Annotated in this window: 18 protein-coding genes; 13 read left to right on the top strand and 5 right to left on the bottom strand. The window is 57.2% G+C overall.

The genetic code is table 11. From position 1 onward, the window contains the following. Positions 1-52 precede the first annotated feature (52 nt). A complete protein-coding gene (gene mrcA, locus ACMGGX_RS08185; protein ID WP_045357640.1) occupies positions 53-2,605 on the bottom strand; it encodes a peptidoglycan glycosyltransferase/peptidoglycan DD-transpeptidase MrcA in 2,553 nt (850 codons plus the stop codon). Between the two features lie 120 nt (positions 2,606-2,725). On the opposite strand from mrcA, the gene ACMGGX_RS08180 reads away from it, so the two are divergent. The 12 genes from ACMGGX_RS08180 to trpS all read left to right on the top strand — a co-directional run bounded on the left by ACMGGX_RS08180 (position 2,726) and on the right by trpS (position 12,709). Further along, a complete protein-coding gene (locus tag ACMGGX_RS08180) occupies positions 2,726-3,502 on the top strand; it encodes a DNA utilization protein HofM (protein ID WP_420298259.1) in 777 nt (258 codons plus the stop codon). Continuing rightward, the gene (locus tag ACMGGX_RS08175; RefSeq protein ID WP_420298258.1) at positions 3,499-3,993 is read left to right on the top strand and encodes a PilN domain-containing protein; all 495 of its coding nucleotides are present in this window, start codon (positions 3,499-3,501) and stop codon (positions 3,991-3,993) included. The genes ACMGGX_RS08180 and ACMGGX_RS08175 overlap by 4 nt, the downstream gene beginning before the upstream one ends. A 3-nt stretch (positions 3,994-3,996) precedes the next feature. Further along, positions 3,997-4,452, top strand: a complete 456-nt coding sequence (locus ACMGGX_RS08170) for a HofO (RefSeq protein ID WP_420298257.1) — start codon at positions 3,997-3,999, stop codon at positions 4,450-4,452. After that, positions 4,442-4,846, top strand: coding sequence for a HofP DNA utilization family protein (locus tag ACMGGX_RS08165; protein ID WP_420298256.1), 405 nt, complete (start codon positions 4,442-4,444; stop codon positions 4,844-4,846). Before ACMGGX_RS08170 ends, ACMGGX_RS08165 begins: the two co-directional genes overlap by 11 nt. After that, complete coding sequence (hofQ, locus tag ACMGGX_RS08160) at positions 4,773-5,996, top strand: DNA uptake porin HofQ (protein ID WP_223537779.1); 1,224 nt, start codon at positions 4,773-4,775, stop codon at positions 5,994-5,996. Before ACMGGX_RS08165 ends, hofQ begins: the two co-directional genes overlap by 74 nt. Before the next feature lie 286 nt (positions 5,997-6,282). Then, positions 6,283-6,804: a shikimate kinase AroK gene (gene aroK / locus ACMGGX_RS08155; protein WP_003861630.1), complete on the top strand. Its 522-nt coding sequence runs from the start codon at positions 6,283-6,285 to the stop codon at positions 6,802-6,804. Between the two features lie 57 nt (positions 6,805-6,861). Beyond that, positions 6,862-7,950: a 3-dehydroquinate synthase gene (gene aroB, locus ACMGGX_RS08150; RefSeq protein WP_023309482.1), complete on the top strand. Its 1,089-nt coding sequence runs from the start codon at positions 6,862-6,864 to the stop codon at positions 7,948-7,950. 92 nt (positions 7,951-8,042) lie between these two features. Beyond that, complete coding sequence (gene damX, locus ACMGGX_RS08145) at positions 8,043-9,359, top strand: cell division protein DamX (RefSeq protein ID WP_181593977.1); 1,317 nt, start codon at positions 8,043-8,045, stop codon at positions 9,357-9,359. 67 nt (positions 9,360-9,426) lie between these two features. After that, complete coding sequence (gene dam / locus ACMGGX_RS08140) at positions 9,427-10,239, top strand: adenine-specific DNA-methyltransferase (RefSeq protein WP_023309480.1); 813 nt, start codon at positions 9,427-9,429, stop codon at positions 10,237-10,239. Positions 10,240-10,280: 41 nt separating this feature from the next. Beyond that, positions 10,281-10,958, top strand: coding sequence for a ribulose-phosphate 3-epimerase (gene rpe, locus ACMGGX_RS08135; protein WP_024907923.1), 678 nt, complete (start codon positions 10,281-10,283; stop codon positions 10,956-10,958). Next, complete coding sequence (gene gph / locus ACMGGX_RS08130) at positions 10,951-11,712, top strand: phosphoglycolate phosphatase (protein ID WP_024907924.1); 762 nt, start codon at positions 10,951-10,953, stop codon at positions 11,710-11,712. The genes rpe and gph overlap by 8 nt, the downstream gene beginning before the upstream one ends. Beyond that, positions 11,705-12,709: a tryptophan--tRNA ligase gene (gene trpS, locus ACMGGX_RS08125; protein ID WP_023309477.1), complete on the top strand. Its 1,005-nt coding sequence runs from the start codon at positions 11,705-11,707 to the stop codon at positions 12,707-12,709. The genes gph and trpS overlap by 8 nt, the downstream gene beginning before the upstream one ends. A gap of 143 nt (positions 12,710-12,852) precedes the next feature. Here trpS and ACMGGX_RS08120 read toward each other — a convergent pair whose 3' ends face one another. The 4 genes from ACMGGX_RS08120 to nirB all read right to left on the bottom strand — a co-directional run bounded on the left by ACMGGX_RS08120 (position 12,853) and on the right by nirB (position 17,542). Continuing rightward, complete coding sequence (locus ACMGGX_RS08120) at positions 12,853-13,023, bottom strand: YhfL family protein (protein WP_420298255.1); 171 nt, start codon at positions 13,021-13,023, stop codon at positions 12,853-12,855. A gap of 143 nt (positions 13,024-13,166) precedes the next feature. After that, positions 13,167-14,540 carry a siroheme synthase CysG gene (cysG, locus tag ACMGGX_RS08115; RefSeq protein ID WP_368744067.1) on the bottom strand — a complete coding sequence of 458 codons (1,374 nt, stop codon included), beginning with the start codon at positions 14,538-14,540 and terminating at the stop codon, positions 13,167-13,169. A 135-nt stretch (positions 14,541-14,675) separates the two neighbouring features. Next, on the bottom strand, positions 14,676-15,002 hold the full coding sequence (nirD, locus tag ACMGGX_RS08110) for a nitrite reductase small subunit NirD (RefSeq protein WP_023309475.1): 327 nt from the start codon (positions 15,000-15,002) through the stop codon (positions 14,676-14,678). Further along, entirely contained in the window at positions 14,999-17,542 is a 2,544-nt protein-coding gene (gene nirB / locus ACMGGX_RS08105) for a nitrite reductase large subunit NirB (RefSeq protein WP_420298254.1), read from the bottom strand. The genes nirD and nirB overlap by 4 nt, the downstream gene beginning before the upstream one ends. A gap of 239 nt (positions 17,543-17,781) precedes the next feature. On the opposite strand from nirB, the gene ACMGGX_RS08100 reads away from it, so the two are divergent. Continuing rightward, complete coding sequence (locus ACMGGX_RS08100; protein WP_420298253.1) at positions 17,782-19,098, top strand: cytosine deaminase; 1,317 nt, start codon at positions 17,782-17,784, stop codon at positions 19,096-19,098.

The raw sequence follows: 19,098 nt of genomic DNA, 5'->3' as shown, positions 1-19,098 counted from the left end.
AGAGGGAGCAAACACAAAAACGGCAACCAGAGGTTGCCGTTTTGCTTTGTTGTCAGAACAGCTCGTGCGTCTCGCCGTTATCAATAATCTCTGTCCCCACCTCGTGCACCGCCTGCGTGGTTGGCTGCGTGCCCTCGATGAAATACTCTTCGCGACTATTACCGCCGTTGGCGAGCTGACCCGTGCTGCGGTCGATATTAACCGTCACCACGCCTGGCGGTGGCGTTAACGGCTGCTCCGGCACGCCTTCAAGAACGGACTTCATGTAGGCGTCCCAGGCCGGCTGCGCGCTCTTCGCACCGCCTTCGTAGCCGGAAATCTGATCCTTAATCGCGCCGGAGGCCGTTGTACGGCCTAAGTCACGGCGGTGATCGTCAAAACCGATCCAGACCGATGTCACCACGCCCGGGCCGTAGCCGGAGAACCACGCGTCTTTCGAGCTGTTGGTTGTCCCCGTTTTACCGCCGATATCATGGCGCTGCAAATCACGCCCTGCGCGCCAGCCTGTGCCCTGCCAGCCCGGTTCACCGAAGATGTTGGTATTCAGCGCGCTTTTGATCAGGAAGGACAGCGGCGTGTTGATCACGTGCGGGGCATACTCCGGCGCGCCGGTCTGTGCCACCAGAGACTGGTTAGCCTGCTCGAGCTGCGGCTGCGGCACAACGCCGTTCTGCTGCTCCTGAGACACGGCAGGGTCTTCCATGTCCTTGTTTTCAAGCACGTCGGATTTCGGCGTATTGCCATAAATCACCGGAATATCGCAGTCAGGGCAGGCAATCTTCGGCTTCGCTTCGAACAGCACGCCGCCCTGATCGTTTTCAATCTTGCTGATGAAGTACGGGTCAATCAGGAAGCCGCCGTTGGCCATCACCGAGTACCCGCGTGCGACCTGAAGCGGCGTAAACGAGGCGGAGCCTAACGCCAGCGACTCGGTGCGAACGATGTTCTGCGCCGGGAAACCGAAGCGCTGCAGATACTCTGCGGCATAGTCGACGCCCATCGCGCGCATGGCGCGCACCATCACCACGTTTTTCGACTGTCCCAGACCCTGACGGAGACGAATTGGGCCGGCATACTCCGCAGGGGAGTTCTTCGGCTGCCAGTCGGAACCGGCACCGGCATCCCAGCGGGAGATTGGCACGTCGTTAAGGATGCTGGCTAGGGTCAAGCCTTTATCCATCGCTGCCGTGTAGAGGAACGGTTTGATATTGGAACCGACCTGACGCAGCGCCTGGGTAGCGCGGTTAAATTTGCTCTGGTTGAAATCAAACCCGCCGACCAGGGCCAGGATGGCACCGTTCTGTGGATTGATAGAGACCAGGGCCGAGTTGACGTCCGGCACCTGTGCCAGCCACCACGATTCGCCTACCTTGCGCACCCAGATTTGCTGCCCGGTCTGCACGGCATCGGTCACTTTACGCGGCGTTGCGCCCTGCAGCGTATCCGAGCGGTAAGGACGCGCCCAGCGGATACCGTCCATACGCAGCGAGACGGAAGTACCGTCCGCGAGCGTCGCAACGGCTTCCTGAGGATCGGCCTGCGTCACCACGGCAGGAAGGAGCGGACCATAGGTTGGCAGCGCCTTCAGCGTACTGGTGATTTTTTTACTGTCCCACGCGCTTTCGCCCACTTTCCAGAGCACGTTTGACGGGCCGCGATAGCCGTGACGCATATCGTAGTCCATCACGTTGTTCCGCACCGCTTCCTGAGCCGCCTGCTGGACCTTACGGGTGACGGTGGTGTACACGCGATAGCCATCTTCGTAGGCCTTGTCACCATAGCGATTCACCATCTCCTGACGAACCATTTCGGTCAGGTAAGGAGATGCGAAGGCGATTTCAGGGGCGTGGTAGTTAGCGTCAATCACATCGTTACGCGCCTGGTCGTACTCGCTCTGGCTGATGTAGCCTTCGCTCAGCATACGTGACAGAACGACGTTACGGCGCGCGGTAGCGCGATCGAGCGAGTAGAGCGGGTTAAACGTGGACGGCGCTTTCGGCAGACCGGCAATGGTTGCCATTTCGCTTAAGGTGAGCTGCTCAACGGGCTTACCGAAGTACACCTGTGCGGCAGCCCCCACTCCATAGGCGCGGTAACCCAGGTAGATTTTGTTGAGGTACAGCTCAAGGATTTCGTCTTTGCTCAGCAGCTGCTCAATACGGATCGCGAGGAACACCTCTTTGATCTTACGTATCAGCGTCTTTTCAGGGCTGAGGAAGAAGTTACGCGCCAGCTGCTGCGTGATGGTACTTGCCCCCTGAGAGGCGTGACCAGAGAACAACGCAATGCTCGCGGCACGGAAAATCCCCACCGGATCGACACCGTGGTGCTCGTAAAAACGGCTGTCCTCCGTGGCGATAAAGGCTTTCACCATCACGGGTGGAATTTGGTTTAAGGTCAGCGGAATACGACGCTTCTCGCCATACTGCGCCATCAGCTCGCCATCGGCGCTATAGACTTGCATCGGGATCTGGAGGCGCACATCGCGAAGCGTGGCGACATCAGGTAGCTGTGGCTCAATATATTTGTACAAACCGTAAATCGAGCCTGCTCCCAGCAGAATGCAACAGACTGCAAGGATGAATAAATACTTTACGAACTTCACCGGAGATTTCCCATTTGGTTTCACTTGGGCAGTTTCTAAACAATCGCGCGGTAGTATAAAGGCAAGCCTGATTCATTGATATAGCCGTCAACCCGACGGGCGATAAGGAGATCGTGAAGCATGGCTTTCAAAATATGGCAAACGGGCGTTCATATTCAACAGGATAGGGTGCTGATCGTCGCTCTGGCCCGGGAGAAGTTGGGCTGGTGCATGCGCCGCTGGTGGGCGATTCCTCTGGACGAGGGCATCATTCGTGACGGCAAAATTTGTCAGCCAGAACAGCTGGTTGATGCGTTACGCGACTGGCGGAAAACGCTGCCGCACTACCACCGGGTGTTCCTCTCTTTCCCGGCAGCACGCACCCTGCAACGGGCGCTCCCCCGTCCAACCGTTGCGCTGCGCGACAGCGAGCAGCTCTCATGGCTTGGTGCGGCGCTCGCGCGCGAACTGGAGATGTCTGCTGATACGCTCTGTTTCGATTACGCGCAGGATACCTTCAGCAATACCTTTCAGGTGACCGCCGCGCAAAACAACGAGATCGACACTCTACTGGCGCTGGCGAAAACGCTGCGTTTGCGGCTGGTGGCCATTACGCCGGATGCCAGCGCGCTGGCGAATCTTCTTCCCGCGGTGGCGCCAGCGACGTGCGTCGCCTGGCGGGACGATCGGCAGTGGCTGTGGGCGGTGCGCCACCAGTGGGGACGCCGCTTTACCACAGAAGCCGAAAACGTGTCTGAGCTTTCAGCGCTGCTGGGGCTTGGTTCGGATGACATCGCGCTGTTTGATAGCCGACGTGATCCGTGGGAAATCCTCGAACGCTGCCATGCCCCGCTACCGGACTGCGGCGCTGATTATACCGTTGCGCTGGCGTTGGCCATGAGCGAGGTGCCCGGATGAGCATCATGAACTTTCTGCCCTGGCGACAGCAGCGGCGCGCGCGATGCCTGCGCTTCTGGGGCGTAATGTGTGTCGGTACCGTGCTGTTGATATTCGCGGTCATTTTCTGCCTGCGGATAAACCCTGTTATGAGGCTGCACGCGCTGCAAACGGAGCTGGCGGGAGCGCAGACCGTGCAGCACGCGCTTGCCTCCCGGCAGAAACTCGCCTCACAGGCGCAGAAGCCAGCGCAGACCCTTCAACAACGCGCATGGCAACCGGTGCTGGAGTCCCTTTCCCGCGTCACTCCTTCACAGGTCTGGCTGACAGAGCTTCGCTATCAGCCTCCTGCTCTGATGTTGAGCGGGTATGCCATAACCCTGCCAGCCCTGTCTGCTCTGCGCGATGCGCTGGGCCAAATGGCGGGTTTTACGCCCGGAACGGCGGGTGAGCTTCGGCAGGACAGCCAGGGGCGCTGGATGTTCACCCTCCATCTTAAAAGCGAGGGATAACGCATGGATACTCTGTTAGAACGCTGGTGCGAAAGCCGTCCCTGGTATCGGGTGCTTTTCTGGTGTCTGGGGAGCCTCCTGGCAGGACTGGCCGCGTGGAGCACCTTGCTCAGACCGCTAGACAGGCAGTGTGCTGAACGACAGCGACAGCTGATTCAGGACGCGAGGACGAACGCGGCGTTATGGCCTGCCGTCAGAAAGGGGCCGTTTCGTCCGGAAACAACGGACACACGAAAGCTGATACCGTTTTCCCCGCTCGATTTTCAAGGCGATAACGCGACGCTGGTTCACTGGAAGCCGCTGCAGAACGGAGGGGAACTGATGCTGGAGGTGGAGTGGCAGGCTCTCCCGGCGCTTTTTTCCCGGCTGGCGCAGCGGGATGTGCAGATCGCCGCTTTCGCGATTGCACCACAAGGTACAGCGTTGCTCCTGCGGCTGGAGCTGGAACATGCGAAATAGCGCGCGATATTTGCTGGTTTGCTCAGCGCTGCTTTTGACCGGCATGCGCGATCCGTTTCGCCCGCCGGACGATCCTTGTGCCATTGGCGAGCTGGCGCAGTGGCGCTACCGCGGCATGGTGGGAGGACAGCAGGCTATCGGCATTTTACAGGATGGGCAAAAGCGCTGGTACCGGCTGAAAACACATGAACGCTTCCCTGCGGGCTGGACGATAACAGCCATCAATGAAACGGAACTGGTTGTTGATGTGGGTGACACATGTGAATCAGGAAAATGGACGTGGCAACGAGAAGGAACGAATAAGAATGAATTTAAGGATAATGCTGTGGCTGCTGGCGTTCAGCCATCCGCTGTGGGCCGCCGCGCCAAAACCGGTCACGCTGGTGGTGGATGACGTGCCTGTAGTCCAGGTGCTGCAGAGCCTGGTTGCACAGGAGAACCGAAATCTGGTGATATCGCCTGATGTCGGCGGCACGCTTTCGCTCAACCTGACGCGGGTCCCCTGGCGTCAAGCGTTACAGACGGTTGTCACCAGCGCTGGCCTCGTTTTGCGAGAGGAGGGCGGCATTTTTTATGTGCATACCGCGGCCTGGCAGCGTGAACAGCAGGAGCGCTCAGAACAGGAACGAACGCGTCGACAGCTTGAGGCGCCGCTGGTGTCTCACAGCATCGCTTTGTCCTATGCCGATGCCGGAGAGCTGCAAAAAGACGCGGAAAAGCTCCTGAGCCCCAAGGGAAGTTTGTCTCTCGACAAACGCACCAACCGGCTGCTGATTCGGGATAACCAGACGGTGGTGGAGACGCTGCAGCGCTGGGCCGCTCAGATGGATATTCCCGTCGAACAGGTCGAGCTGGCGGCGCATATTGTTACCATTAATGAAAAAAGCCTGCGTGAGCTGGGGGTGAAGTGGAATCTCGCCGACGCCGCCGACGCGGGCAAGGTTGGCCAGCTCACCACGCTTGGCAGCGATCTTTCCGTCGCCAGCGCCACCAGCCACGTGGGTTTTAACATCGGACGGATCAATGGTCGGCTGCTGGATCTGGAGCTCTCTGCGCTGGAGCAAAAACAGCAGGTCGATATCATTGCCAGCCCGCGGCTGCTGGCCTCGCATATGCAACCGGCCAGCATCAAGCAGGGGAGTGAAATCCCGTATCAGGTCTCAAGCGGTGAAAGCGGGGCAACCTCCGTTGAGTTTAAAGAGGCGGTATTAGGAATGGAGGTCACACCGGTGGTCTTACCGGGTGGGCGCGTGCGCCTGAAATTGCACATCAGCGAAAATATGCCGGGACAGGTTCTGCAGCAGGCTGACGGCGAAACGCTGGCGATCGACAAACAGGAGATAGAAACCCAGGTGGAGGTAAAAAGTGGAGAAACGCTGGCGTTGGGCGGAATTTTTTCGCAGAAGAACAAAACCGGCAGCGACAGCGTGCCGGGGCTGGGGAAAATCCCCTGGCTTGGACAGCTTTTTCGCCACGATGGTAAGGATAATGAACGGCGCGAGCTAGTGGTGTTTATTACGCCACGTCTGGTCGGTATTCGCTGACGGGTAACGATCCCCGCAATGATTTTGCATTCAGTTTGTTGCAGATGTTTGACGTGGGGCATGAATTAGCATACAAGGAGTACCGATTTGAGTTGGACTTACGTCTTATTACCTTATGCGCCCGACGCGGTGATTTAATCAGTTGCCAAACAAGCCGGAGTATTGAGATAATTTTTAGTCTGACTCTCGCTCTATTGCATATGAGGTTTCAGTTCATGTCCTGCTACGCTGGGTGTCTGCGAAGCGGGGATTACCATTAACGAATAGTCTTAGTAGTACCGATAAAATGGCAGAGAAACGCAATATCTTTCTGGTTGGGCCTATGGGTGCCGGCAAAAGCACTATTGGGCGTCAGTTAGCTCAACAACTCAATATGGAATTTTACGATTCTGATCAAGAGATTGAGAAACGAACCGGAGCTGATGTGGGCTGGGTTTTCGATGTAGAAGGCGAAGAAGGTTTCCGTGACCGAGAAGAAAAAGTGATCAACGAACTCACGGAAAAACAGGGCATCGTTCTGGCAACAGGTGGCGGTTCTGTGAAATCTCGCGAAACCCGTAACCGTCTCTCCGCCCGTGGCGTAGTGGTCTATCTTGAGACGACCATCGAGAAACAGCTGGCACGTACGCAGCGCGATAAAAAGCGCCCGCTGCTGCAGGTTGAAACGCCACCACGCGAAGTTCTGGAAGCGTTGGCCGATGAACGCAATCCGCTGTATGAAGAGATTGCCGACGTGACCATTCGTACTGACGACCAGAGCGCTAAAGTGGTTGCAAACCAGATTATTCATATGCTGGAAAGCAACTGATTCTGGCTTTATATACACTCGCCTGCGGGTAAAAGCATTAAAGGTGGATGTCGCGTCATGGAGAGGATTACAGTTACTCTCGGGGAACGTAGTTACCCTATCACCATCGCGGCTGGTTTGTTTAACGACCCAGCTTCCTTTTTACCACTGAAAGCGGGTGATCAGGCGATGCTGGTCACCAATGAGACGCTGGCTCCGCTTTATCTCGACCGCGTACGCCACCTGCTTGAGCAGGCGGGCGTAAAAGTCGACAGTGTGATTCTCCCCGATGGCGAGCAGTATAAAAGCCTGACGGTACTGGATACCGTCTTTACCGCATTGCTGCAAAAACCGCACGGTCGCGATACAACACTGCTTGCCCTGGGCGGCGGTGTTGTGGGCGATCTGACCGGCTTTGCGGCCGCAAGCTATCAACGTGGTGTCCGTTTTATTCAAATCCCAACCACGTTGCTGTCCCAGGTCGACTCCTCTGTGGGTGGCAAAACGGCAGTCAACCATCCGCTCGGCAAAAACATGATTGGCGCGTTCTACCAGCCCGCATCGGTGGTGGTGGATCTCGACTGTCTGAAAACCCTGCCGAAGCGCGAACTGGCTTCGGGTCTGGCAGAAGTGATCAAATACGGCATTATTCTGGATGGCGAGTTCTTTAGCTGGCTTGAAGAGAATATGGATGCGCTGCTGTGCCTGGATGAGGCTAAACTGGCATACTGCATTCGTCGTTGTTGTGAACTGAAAGCAGAAGTTGTTGCAGCAGACGAGCGTGAAACGGGCTTACGTGCTTTACTGAATCTTGGGCATACGTTTGGCCACGCCATTGAAGCCGAGATGGGTTACGGCAACTGGCTGCACGGTGAAGCCGTCGCGGCTGGTATGGTCATGGCAGCCCGCACCTCTGAACGTCTGGGGCAGTTTAAACCTGAAGAGACGGCACGCATCATTGCGCTGCTTGAACGTGCAGGTTTGCCGGTAACCGGGCCGCAGGAGATGTCGGCGCAAGCGTATTTACCCCACATGATGCGCGATAAAAAAGTATTGGCAGGTGAGATGCGTCTTGTACTCCCGCTTGCAATAGGGAAGAGTGAAGTGCGCGGCGGAGTGCCGCACGATGTCGTTCTTGGCGCTATCGCTGATTGTCAGCAGGCGTAACAACTAGAAAGGTCAGGCCACTGTCGCAGGTGGTCGTTTAGCTTCAGGTGAAATGCAAAGTCGTTAGCATAAGCCTTTGAGTGGGGTGTTAAATGGATGAATTCAAACCAGAAGACGAGCTGAAACCCGATCCCAGCGATCGTCGTACTGGTCGTTCTCGTCAATCTTCAGAACGTGATAACGAGCCGCAGATCAACTTTGACGATGTTGATCTGGATGCAGACGATCGTCGCCCTTCGCGCAGCCGCAACGCGCACGAAGAGCGAGCAGAAGAGGATTATGAGTCCGAAGAAGATTCAATGGACGAACAGCCTGTAGAGCGTCGCCCGCGTAAACGTAAAAAAGCCGCTGCGCCGAAACCGGCTTCCCGCCAGTACATTATGATGGGTCTTGGCGTTCTGGTGCTAGTGCTGCTGATTGTCGGCATTGGCTCCGCGCTTAAAGCACCGTCAACGAACTCAACCGAGCAAACTGCTTCCGCTGAGAAGAGCATCAACCTGTCCGGTAACGATGCGACCAATCAGGCGAATGGCGCACAGCCTGCGCCGGGTGCGACTTCCGCAGAGCAGACCGCAGGTAACACCACAGCGCCGCAGGATGTTTCTCTGCCGCCCGTTTCTTCAACACCTGCTCAGGGTCAGGCACCTGCTACGCCTGAAGGCCAGCAGCGCGTAGAAGTTCAGGGAGATCTGAACAATGCGCTGACGCAGCCGCAGAACCAGCAGCAGGTTGATAACGTCGTGGTTAACTCTACGCTGCCAACTGAGCCGGCAACCGTTGCCCCGATTCGCGGTGGTAACGCTCAGCCACAAACGGCTGCGACGGAAACCAAACCGCGCCAGACGCAAACTGCGACGCGTCCTGAACGTAAGCAGGCGGTCATTGAGCCTAAGCGTGAAACCAAACCTCAGGCAGTCGTCAAAGCGCCTGAAGTGAAAGCCGTACCGGCACAGCCGAAACACACCGAAACGGCTGCGGTGAGCGAGCCTGCTAAAGCGCCAGTCACTCAGACCGCGCCGAAAGCAACGGCGAGCACAGCGGCACCGGCTGCCACAGCTGCACCTGCAGCAACAGCTCCGGCAGCCACGGCAACAGCCTCCAGCGCCGCAGCAGGCAAAACGGCAGGTAACGTTGGCTCGCTGAAGTCTGCGCCATCCAGCAACTACACGCTGCAGCTGAGCAGTTCGTCTAACTATGACAACCTCAACGGTTGGGCGAAGAAATCAAATCTGAAAAACTACGTTGTTTATCAGACGACCCGCAACGGTCAGCCGTGGTATGTGCTGGTCAGCGGCGTTTATTCGTCCAAAGATGAAGCGAAACGTGCCGTAGCGGCACTGCCAGCCGATGTTCAGGCAAAAAATCCCTGGGCGAAGCCGATTCATCAGGTTCAGGCCGATCTGAAGTAATGTTTAAAGCGCAGGATGCTGTCGGAGCTTTCTCCACAGCCGGAGAAGGTGTAATCAGTTAGTCAGCATGAAAAAAAATCGCGCTTTTCTGAAATGGGCAGGGGGGAAATACCCCCTGCTCGATGATATTAAAAAGCACCTGCCAAAAGGCGAGTGTCTAATCGAGCCTTTCGTGGGTGCGGGATCGGTGTTCCTCAACACCGATTTTTCTCGTTATATCCTGGCGGATATCAACAACGACCTTATCAGCCTTTATAACATTGTTAAGCTGCGTACCGAAGAGTATGTCGCAGAGGCGCGCAAACTGTTTACGCCGGAGAATAATCACCCGGACGTTTACTACCAGTTCCGCACTGAGTTTAATCAGAGCCAGGATCCGTTCCGCAGAGCGCTGCTGTTCCTCTATCTCAACCGTCATGGTTACAACGGCCTGTGCCGCTATAACCTGCGCGGGGAATTTAACGTGCCGTTTGGTCGCTATAAGCGCCCGTATTTCCCGCAGGACGAGCTGTATCACTTTGCCGAAAAAGCGCAGAACGCAGAGTTTCATTGCCTCTCCTATGAAGAGTGTATGGAACTGGCAGGCGTAAACTCGGTGGTTTACTGTGACCCGCCTTACGCACCACTGTCTGCAACGGCGAATTTCACCGCTTACCACACCAACAGCTTCAGCCCGGCCGAACAGGCTCGTCTGGCGGAGATGGCGGAAAAGCTGGTCAGCAAAAGAATTCCGGTGTTAATTTCGAATCACGACACGCCTGATACGCGCGAATGGTACAAAGCCGCGAAGCATTTTCAGGTCAAAGTGCGGCGTAGCATTAGCAGCAACGGCGGCACACGTAAAAAGGTGGACGAACTTCTGGCGCTTTATCGCCCCTGAGCCGTTTTGCCCGCCGGTAAACACATTTCAAGGAGAAGCGGATGAAACAGTTTTTGATTGCTCCCTCAATTCTGTCGGCCGATTTTGCCCGCCTGGGTGAAGACACCGCCAAAGCTCTCGCGGCTGGCGCAGATGTCGTCCATTTTGACGTTATGGACAACCACTACGTCCCTAACCTGACCATTGGCCCAATGGTGCTTAAGGCATTACGTAACTATGGCATTACCGCGCCGATCGACGTTCACCTGATGGTGAAGCCTGTCGATCGCATCGTGCCTGATTTCGCCGCAGCGGGTGCCAGCATCATCACTTTCCATCCGGAAGCCTCTGAACACGTGGACCGCACGCTGCAGCTGATCAAAGAGAACGGCTGTAAGGCAGGCCTGGTGTTTAACCCGGCCACGCCGCTGAGCTATCTCGACTATGTCATGGACAAGCTGGACGTGATTCTGCTGATGTCCGTTAACCCGGGCTTTGGCGGTCAGTCGTTCATTCCCCACACGCTGGATAAGCTGCGTGAAGTGCGCCGTCGTATTGATGAGTCAGGTTACGATATTCGTCTTGAAGTGGACGGCGGGGTGAAAGTGAATAACATTGGTGAAATTGCGGCAGCGGGCGCGGATATGTTCGTTGCAGGTTCGGCAATTTTCGACCAACCGGATTACAAAAAAGTCATTGATGAAATGCGCCGTGAGCTGGCGAAGGTAAGTCATGGATAAATTGCAGGCAATTCGGGGTGTGGCATTCGACCTCGACGGCACGCTGGTCGACAGCGCGCCGGGCTTAACGAGCGCCGTAGACCAGGCGCTGTATGCACTTGAACTCCCCGTTGCGGGTGAAGAGCGCGTGGTAACCTGGATTGGCAACGGCGCCGATGTTCTGATGGAGCGCGCGTTGACGTGGGCGCGTCAGGAGCGTGCGTCGCAGCGTTCCGCGCAGGGTAAACCGAGCGTTGACCACGCGGACATCCCTAAGGATGAGCAGCTGCGGATTCTGCGCAAACTGTTCGATCGTTTCTACGAAGAGACCGTCGAGGAGGGCAGCTTCCTGTTCCCGGACGTTCAGGAAACGCTGAGCGCGCTGCACGCGAAGGGCATTCCGCTGGGGCTGGTGACCAACAAACCGACGCCGTTTGTTGCGCCTCTGCTGGAAGCGCTGGATATCGCTAAGTATTTCTCCGTGATTGTGGGCGGCGACGACGTGCAGAACAAAAAGCCGCATCCGGAACCGCTGTTGCTGGTGGCAGGAAAATTATCCTTAACCCCTGCGGAGCTGCTCTTTGTCGGGGATTCGCGCAATGATATTCTGGCTGCCCGAGCGGCTGGGTGTCCTTCCGTCGGATTAACCTATGGCTACAACTACGGTGAAGCCATCACATTAAGTGAGCCGGATGTGGTCTTCGACCACTTCAAAGATTTGTTGCCCGCACTCGGGCTTTCGCACAGTGAACATCAGGAATTGAATAATGACTAAGCCCATCGTTTTTAGTGGCGCACAGCCTTCAGGTGAATTGACCATTGGTAACTACATGGGTGCGTTACGTCAGTGGGTCAGCATGCAGGATGAGTACCATTGCATTTACTGCATCGTCGATCTCCATGCGATTACCGCGCGTCAGGATCCTGAGAAGCTGCGTAAAGCCACCCTGGACACCCTGGCTCTGTACCTGGCCTGCGGCATCGATCCTGAGAAGAGCACCATTTTCGTTCAGTCTCACGTGCCGGAGCACGCGCAGCTGGGCTGGGCGCTGAACTGCTACACCTATTTCGGCGAACTGAGCCGCATGACGCAGTTCAAGGATAAATCCGCGCGCTACTCTGAAAACATCAACGCCGGTCTGTTCGACTATCCGGTGCTGATGGCGGCGGACATCCTGCTGTATCAAACCAACCAGGTGCCGGTGGGTGAAGACCAGAAGCAGCATCTGGAGCTGAGCCGCGATATCGCCCAGCGATTTAACGCGATTTACGGCGATGTGTTCAAAGTGCCTGAGCCGTTTATTCCGAAGTCCGGCGCGCGCGTGATGTCGCTGCTGGAGCCGACCAAGAAGATGTCCAAGTCTGACGATAACCGCAACAACGTTATCGGCCTGCTGGAAGATCCGAAATCCGTCGTCAAAAAGCTCAAGCGCGCGGTCACCGACTCTGACGAGCCGCCTGTGGTGCGCTACGACGTGCAGAACAAAGCGGGCGTTTCCAACCTGCTGGATATCCTCTCCGGCGTGACTGGCCAGAGCATTCCTGAACTGGAAAAACACTTCGAAGGCAAGATGTACGGCCACCTGAAAGGTGAAGTGGCAGACGCCGTTTCCGGCATGCTGACCGAGCTGCAGGAGCGTTATCACCGCTACCGTAACGACGAAGCTTTCCTGCAGAAGGTGATGAAAGACGGCGCGGAAAAAGCCAGCGCGCGCGCGTCCGAAACCCTGAAAGCGGTGTACGAAGCGATTGGGTTTGTGGGTAAACCGTAGGTAAAAGCAAAATGGTAATCACGTTACCGTTTTTAGGGTTTGTTCCCTCTCCCGGTGGGAGAGGGGCAGGGTGAGGCCATCAGGCCGCACTTCCCTAAACGAAAAAACCGGGATATCCCGGTTTTTTTACGCCTGAAAATCGCTTACTGCTGCGCCGCCGGGCCGCAACCGCCGATGATCTTCGAAATGGAGATCGCCGGGTGCAGCAGGTAATCGTAGCTGCAGTTATTTTTGGTGTTCTGTACATGACCGGTGCAGGCAGTCAGAGTCGATAACAGGCCAACCAGAACGACGGCTTTTGCCAGTTTGAACATACGCATTCCTTGTCTTAAAAACGAAAGTTGGATGTAACTCAAGGGAATAAAGGGAGAAATTCCACTTCGGGGCGGTATGTTATCGACAGCGGTATGAGGGGAGTAGTCCGCATAAGGACTACTCCGCAAAGGAAGAATATGCGTTAGTGATTTGAGAACCAGTTCAGCTTCTCGCGCAGCTCAACCACGCGACCCACCACAATCAGCGCCGGGCTTTCGACCTGCTGCGCCAGTTCACCGAGCTGCGTCAGTACGCCATCCACCACGCGTTGCTTGATGGACGTACCGTTTTCCACCAGCGCAACCGGCATATCAGCCTCCATGCCGTGCTCCAGCAGCTTCGCCTGAATCGTAGCGGCCTGGTTCAGCCCCATGTAGAAGATCAGCGTCTGCTTTTCCGCGGCCAGGTTATGCCAGTCCAGCTCGCAGCCGGTTTTCAGATGGCCCGTCACCAGACGCACGCTCTGGGCATAGTCGCGGTGGGTCAGCGGAATGCCAGAGTAAGCTGAGCAGCCGGATGCCGCCGTAATGCCCGGCACCACGGAGAACGGAATGCCCGCGTCACACAGGGTTTCCAGCTCCTCGCCGCCGCGACCAAAGATAAACGGATCGCCACCCTTAAGGCGCACCACGCGCTTACCTTTCTGCGCCTCGCGCAGCAGGATCTGGTTAATCTCCTCCTGCGGCACGCAGTGATAGCCCGCCCGTTTTCCAACGAATACGCGGTCGGCGTCGCGGCGCACCAGGTTCATGATGTCATCAGAGACCAGGCGATCGTAAACCACGGTATCGGCCTGCTGGATCTGCTGTAGCCCTTTCAGCGTCAGCAAGCCTGCATCGCCGGGGCCTGCGCCCACCAGCACCACTTCGCCGCGATGGTCCAGCGGCTCGCTAAGCAGCTGTTCGGTCGTCTCTTCAACGGCTTTGGTGTCCTGATTCGCCAGCGACTGCGCCAGCCTGTCGTTCACAAAGAATTTTTCCCAGAAGCGACGGCGCTCGCCAACGGTCGAGAAGGTTTGCTTCACACGGGAGCGGAGCTGCCCGGCGTAATGCGCAATCTGACCAAGGTGCTGCGGCAGCACGGCTTCCAGCTTTTCTCGCAGCAGGCGGGCGAGAACCGGCGAGCGTCCGCCGGACGACACCGCAATCATCAGCGGCGAGCGGTCGATAATCGACGGCATGATAAAGCTGGCCTCTTTCGGCGCATCCACCACGTTGCAGAAGATTCGGCGCGCTTCGCAGGCGTCGCTGACGCGCTGGTTCACTTCATCATCATCCGTCGCGGCAATCGTCAGCCAGCAGGTATCGAGCAGGGATTCATCAAACTCAGCCTGCACCAGCGTGAGCATCCCTTCCTGGGCCCAGACCTCAAACTGTGGGGCGAAGGTGAGGGCGTTGACGGTGAGCCGGGCGCCAGCCTCTAACAGCAGGCGCGCTTTGCGTTCAGCCACGTCGCCGCCGCCCACGAGCAGGCAGTCGCGGTTGCGTAATTGACAGAAAATCGGCAGGTGATCCACGACGTTACCTCGCAGCTTTCATGGAGGGGGTAAGAATTGACGTCAGGATAACAGCAGGAATCGTACAAAACATACGGTTTTTCCTGCCGTTACCCATAAGGGGTCATAAGCTTTTCGTATTGAAAAGGCGGAGGATTAGCCTTTCAGCTGCACCTTGCCGTCCTTCACGCGGACGTCATAGTGCTTCACTGAATGACTTTCATCTTCCATGCAGTAACCGTCGCTTAAGCGGAAACGCTGCTTTTTCAGCGGGCTGGCGACCCACAGTTCGCCCTGATGCTCGGCAATCAGTCCGCGGGAGAGCACGCTGGCCTCGAAGAACGGGTCGATATTGCTGATGGCAAAAACCTGTTCATCGTGGCGAGGGCGGAAAATCGCAACCTGCTCGCTGCCCAGCAGCGCGCATACGCCGGTGGCCGGGATGATGTCGTTAATATCGCAAATGTTTATCCACTGGCTCATGCGTTTTCCTCCACCAGCGTGACCGGAATACGTTCATACGGTGTCGCCGGACGATGCTGTTCGCGCTCCGGCACAATCTGTACGTTCGGGTCGCGCTGGGTGCTGTTGATGAAGTGTTTGAAGCGCGTCTGCGCCGCCGGGGTGTTGACGGTTTCCGTCCACTCGCAGATCACCGCCTCGCGCAGGCGCGCCATCTCCGCTTCCAGGTGCTCGTTCAGGCCCAGCTTGTCGTCGATGATGACCGATTTCAGGTAGTCGATACCGCCTTCCAGGTTATCGAGCCAGGAGGCTGTACGGGTCAGCTTATCGGCGGTGCGGATATAGAACATCATGAAGCGGTCGAGATACTGAATCAGCGTGTCGCGATCGAGATCCGCCGCCAGCAGGTCCGCGTGGCGTGGCTTCATCCCGCCGTTGCCGCAGACGTAAAGGTTCCAGCCTTTCTCGGTGGCGATGATACCCACGTCTTTACCCTGCGCTTCCGCACATTCGCGGGTACAGCCGGAGACGCCAAACTTCATTTTGTGCGGGGTGCGGATGCCTTTGTAGCGGTTTTCCAGCTCCACGCCGAAGCCCACGCTGTCGCCCACGCCGTAGCGGCACCAGGTGCTCCCCACGCAGGTTTTCGCCATACGCAGCGCTTTGGCATACGCGTGACCGGTTTCGAAGCCGGCTTCAATCAGCTGACGCCAAATTTCCGGCAGATCGTCTTTCTGCGCGCCAAACAGGCCGATACGCTGGGAGCCGGTGATTTTGGTGTACAGGTTAAATTCACGGGCGATACGGCCCACGGCCACCAGCCCTTCCGGCGTGATTTCGCCCCCGGCGGAACGTGGAATAACGGAGTAGGTACCGTCTTTCTGGATGTTCGCCAGGAAGTTATCGTTGGTGTCCTGCAGCGGCGCATGTTCGGGCTTGAGCACGTACTCGTTCCAGCAGGAGGCCAGCAGGGAGCCGACGGTCGGTTTACACACTTCGCAGCCGTAGCCCTGACCGTGCTTCGCCAGTAGTTCGTCGAAGGACTTAATGCCCTCCACGCGGATCAGGTGATACAGCTCCTGGCGAGAATACGCGAAGTGCTCGCAAAGGTTGTTGTTCACTTCGATGCCCTGTTTCGCCAGCTCGGCGTTCAGCACCTGAGTGACCAGCGGAATACAGCCGCCGCAGCCGGTACCGGCTTTGGTTTCGGCTTTCAGCGCCGCCACGGTGTGGCAGCCTTTGTTGATGGCGGAGATCAGCATGCCTTTGGTGACGTCGAAGCAGGAGCAAATCTGCGCGCTGTCCGGCAGTTTATCCACGCCGATAGACGGTTTGCCGCTGGACGCGTGCGCCGGGAGGATCAGCGCGTCCGGGTTTTCCGGCAGCTCGATGGCGTTCAGCACCAGCTGCAGCAGGTTGCCGAAGTCGCTTGTGTCGCCCACCAGCACCGCACCGAGCAGAGTTTTGTTGTCCTGGCTAACGATGAGGCGTTTGTAGACTTCTTTGCTTTCGTCGAGATAGACATAGCTGCGGGAATTCGGGGTGCGGCCATGCGCATCGCCAATACCTCCCACGTCCACGCCCAGCAGCTTCAGCTTGGCGCTCATGTCTGCACCGGTAAACGCGTTTTCGCTGCCGAGGATATGGTCCACGGCGACCTGCGCCATTTTGTAGCCCGGCGCCACCAGACCGTAGACGCGGTTATTCCAGCTGGCGCATTCGCCAATCGCGTAGATATCCGGATCGGAGGTCTGGCAGGTGTCGTTGATCATGATCCCGCCGCGCTGCGCCACGGCCAGACCGCACTGGGTCGCCAGCTTGTCGCGCGGACGAATACCGGTGGAGAAGACGATGAAGTCCACTTCCAGCTCGCTGCCGTCGGCAAAGCGCATGGTTTTGCGCGCTTCAGTCCCTTCCTGAACGATTTCTTTGGTGTTCTTGCTGGTGTGAACCTTCACGCCCATGCTTTCGATTTTACGACGCAGCTGGTCACCGCCCATGTGGTCGAGCTGTTCGGCCATCAGCATCGGGGCAAATTCGATGACGTGGGTTTCAACGCCGAGGTTTTTCAGCGCGCCTGCCGCTTCCAGGCCCAGCAGACCGCCGCCGACGACCGCGCCGCGACGGCTGCGACGGGCGCAGGATTCGATGGCGTTGAGGTCTTCAATGGTACGGTAGACGAAGCAATCCTGAGTTTCCGAGCCTTTGATCGGCGGGATCCACGGATAGGAGCCCGTCGCCATGATCAGCTTGTCGTAAAAAACCGTACGCCCGGCGCTGGAGTGGATCACTTTTTCCTGACGATTGATGGTGATAGCGCGTTCGCCCACCAGCACTTTTACGCCATGCTTCTCGTAGAAACCTTCTCGCACCAGAGAGAGCTCTTCGGCGGTATGATGGGAGAAGTAGGAAGACAGGTGCACACGGTCGTACGCCTTGCGGGGTTCTTCACAGAACACGGTAATATCGAACTGCTCAGCATCGGCCTTATCGAGAAGATCCTCAATAAAGCGGTGGCCGACCATGCCGTTACCGATGATAGCGAGTCTGACTTTGCTCATTATTGCCTCGATTTCTTTTCTATTATTGCCTACCTTAACGATTCAGCAGGGGCGCTTATTGATGCAAATCAAATACGTCTTCGCCTACTCCTTAGGTGGTATGCGACTGATTTGTCAGGATTTTTATAAGTAGCGGAAATCGCAGGCTTTTCGCGCTCGTTGAATTTGTGTACAAATCAGGGGAGGTTTTGCCAAAATCGATACGCCTGAATATCAGCGGCATTTTTTAGGGGAAGGGTATGTCTACAGCACCGTTATGGCTTGTTCAGAATGTTCGTTTACCGGGTCGGGAAGGGCTGTGGCAACTCGCCATTGAGAACGGGCGATTTGGCGACATCACCCCGATGGACGACACCCACGCCGAAAGTTATGAAGTATTGAACGCGCGCGGTGGGCTTGCGATCCCGCCGTTCATTGAGCCGCATATCCATCTTGATACGACCCAGACGGCGGGTGAGCCGAACTGGAACCAGTCCGGCACGCTGTTCGAAGGCATTGAGCGCTGGGCGGAGCGCAAGGCGTTGCTCAGCCATGAGGATGTCAAAGCGCGCGCCTGGAAAACGCTGAAGTGGCAAATTGCCAACGGCATCCAGTTTGTCCGCACCCATGTGGATGTCTCCGACCCGACGCTTACCGCCCTGAAGGCGATGCTGGAGGTGAAGCAGGAGGTGGCCCCGTGGGTGACGCTGCAGATCGTCGCGTTCCCGCAGGAGGGCATTCTCTCTTACCCGAACGGCGCGGCGCTGCTGGAAGAGGCGTTAAGGCTGGGGGCCGACGTGGTGGGGGCGATCCCGCACTACGAGTTCACCCGCGAGTATGGCGTCCAGTCGCTGCATATCGCTTTTGATCTGGCGAAGAAGTACGACCGACCGCTGGATATCCACTGCGATGAAATTGACGACGAGCAGTCGCGGTTTGTCGAGACGGTGGCAGCGCTGGCGTATGAGGCCGGCATCGGCCCGCGCGTGACGGCCAGCCACACCACAGCCATGCACTCCTACAACGGCGCTTACACCTCGCGGCTGTTCCGTCTGCTGAAAATGTCGGGAATTAACTTCGTCGCTAACCCGCTGGTCAATATTCACCTGCAGGGGCGCTTTGATGACTATCCGAAGCGCCGCGGCATCACCCGGGTGAAAGAGCTGCAGGAAGCAGGCATTAACGTCTGCTTCGGCCATGACGACGTCTTCGACCCGTGGTACCCGCTCGGCACCGGCAACATGCTGCAGGTGCTGCATATGGGGCTGCACGTCTGTCAGATGATGGGCTATCCGCAAATCGACAACGGCCTGAATCTCATCACCCATAACAGCGCCCGTACCTTCGGCCTGAGCGATTACGGTATTGCCACGGGGAACCCGGCGAACCTGATTATTCTGCCTGCCGAGAGCGGGTTTGAAGCGGTGCGCTGTCAGGTGCCGGTGCGCTGGTCGATTCGTCAGGGACGGGTGATCGCCACGACACAGCTGGCGCAGACGTGGATCCAGACGGACGTCGGGGGAGAAGAGGTTAGCTTTGCCAGAAACAGCCCCTCTGCCGAGCGCAAAGGGGCGTAG

The sequence above is a fragment of the Enterobacter sp. BNK-29 genome (assembly GCF_048684785.1).
Taxonomy (GTDB): domain Bacteria; phylum Pseudomonadota; class Gammaproteobacteria; order Enterobacterales; family Enterobacteriaceae; genus Enterobacter; species Enterobacter cloacae_M.
This window is presented reverse-complemented; position numbering and strand designations above follow the sequence as displayed.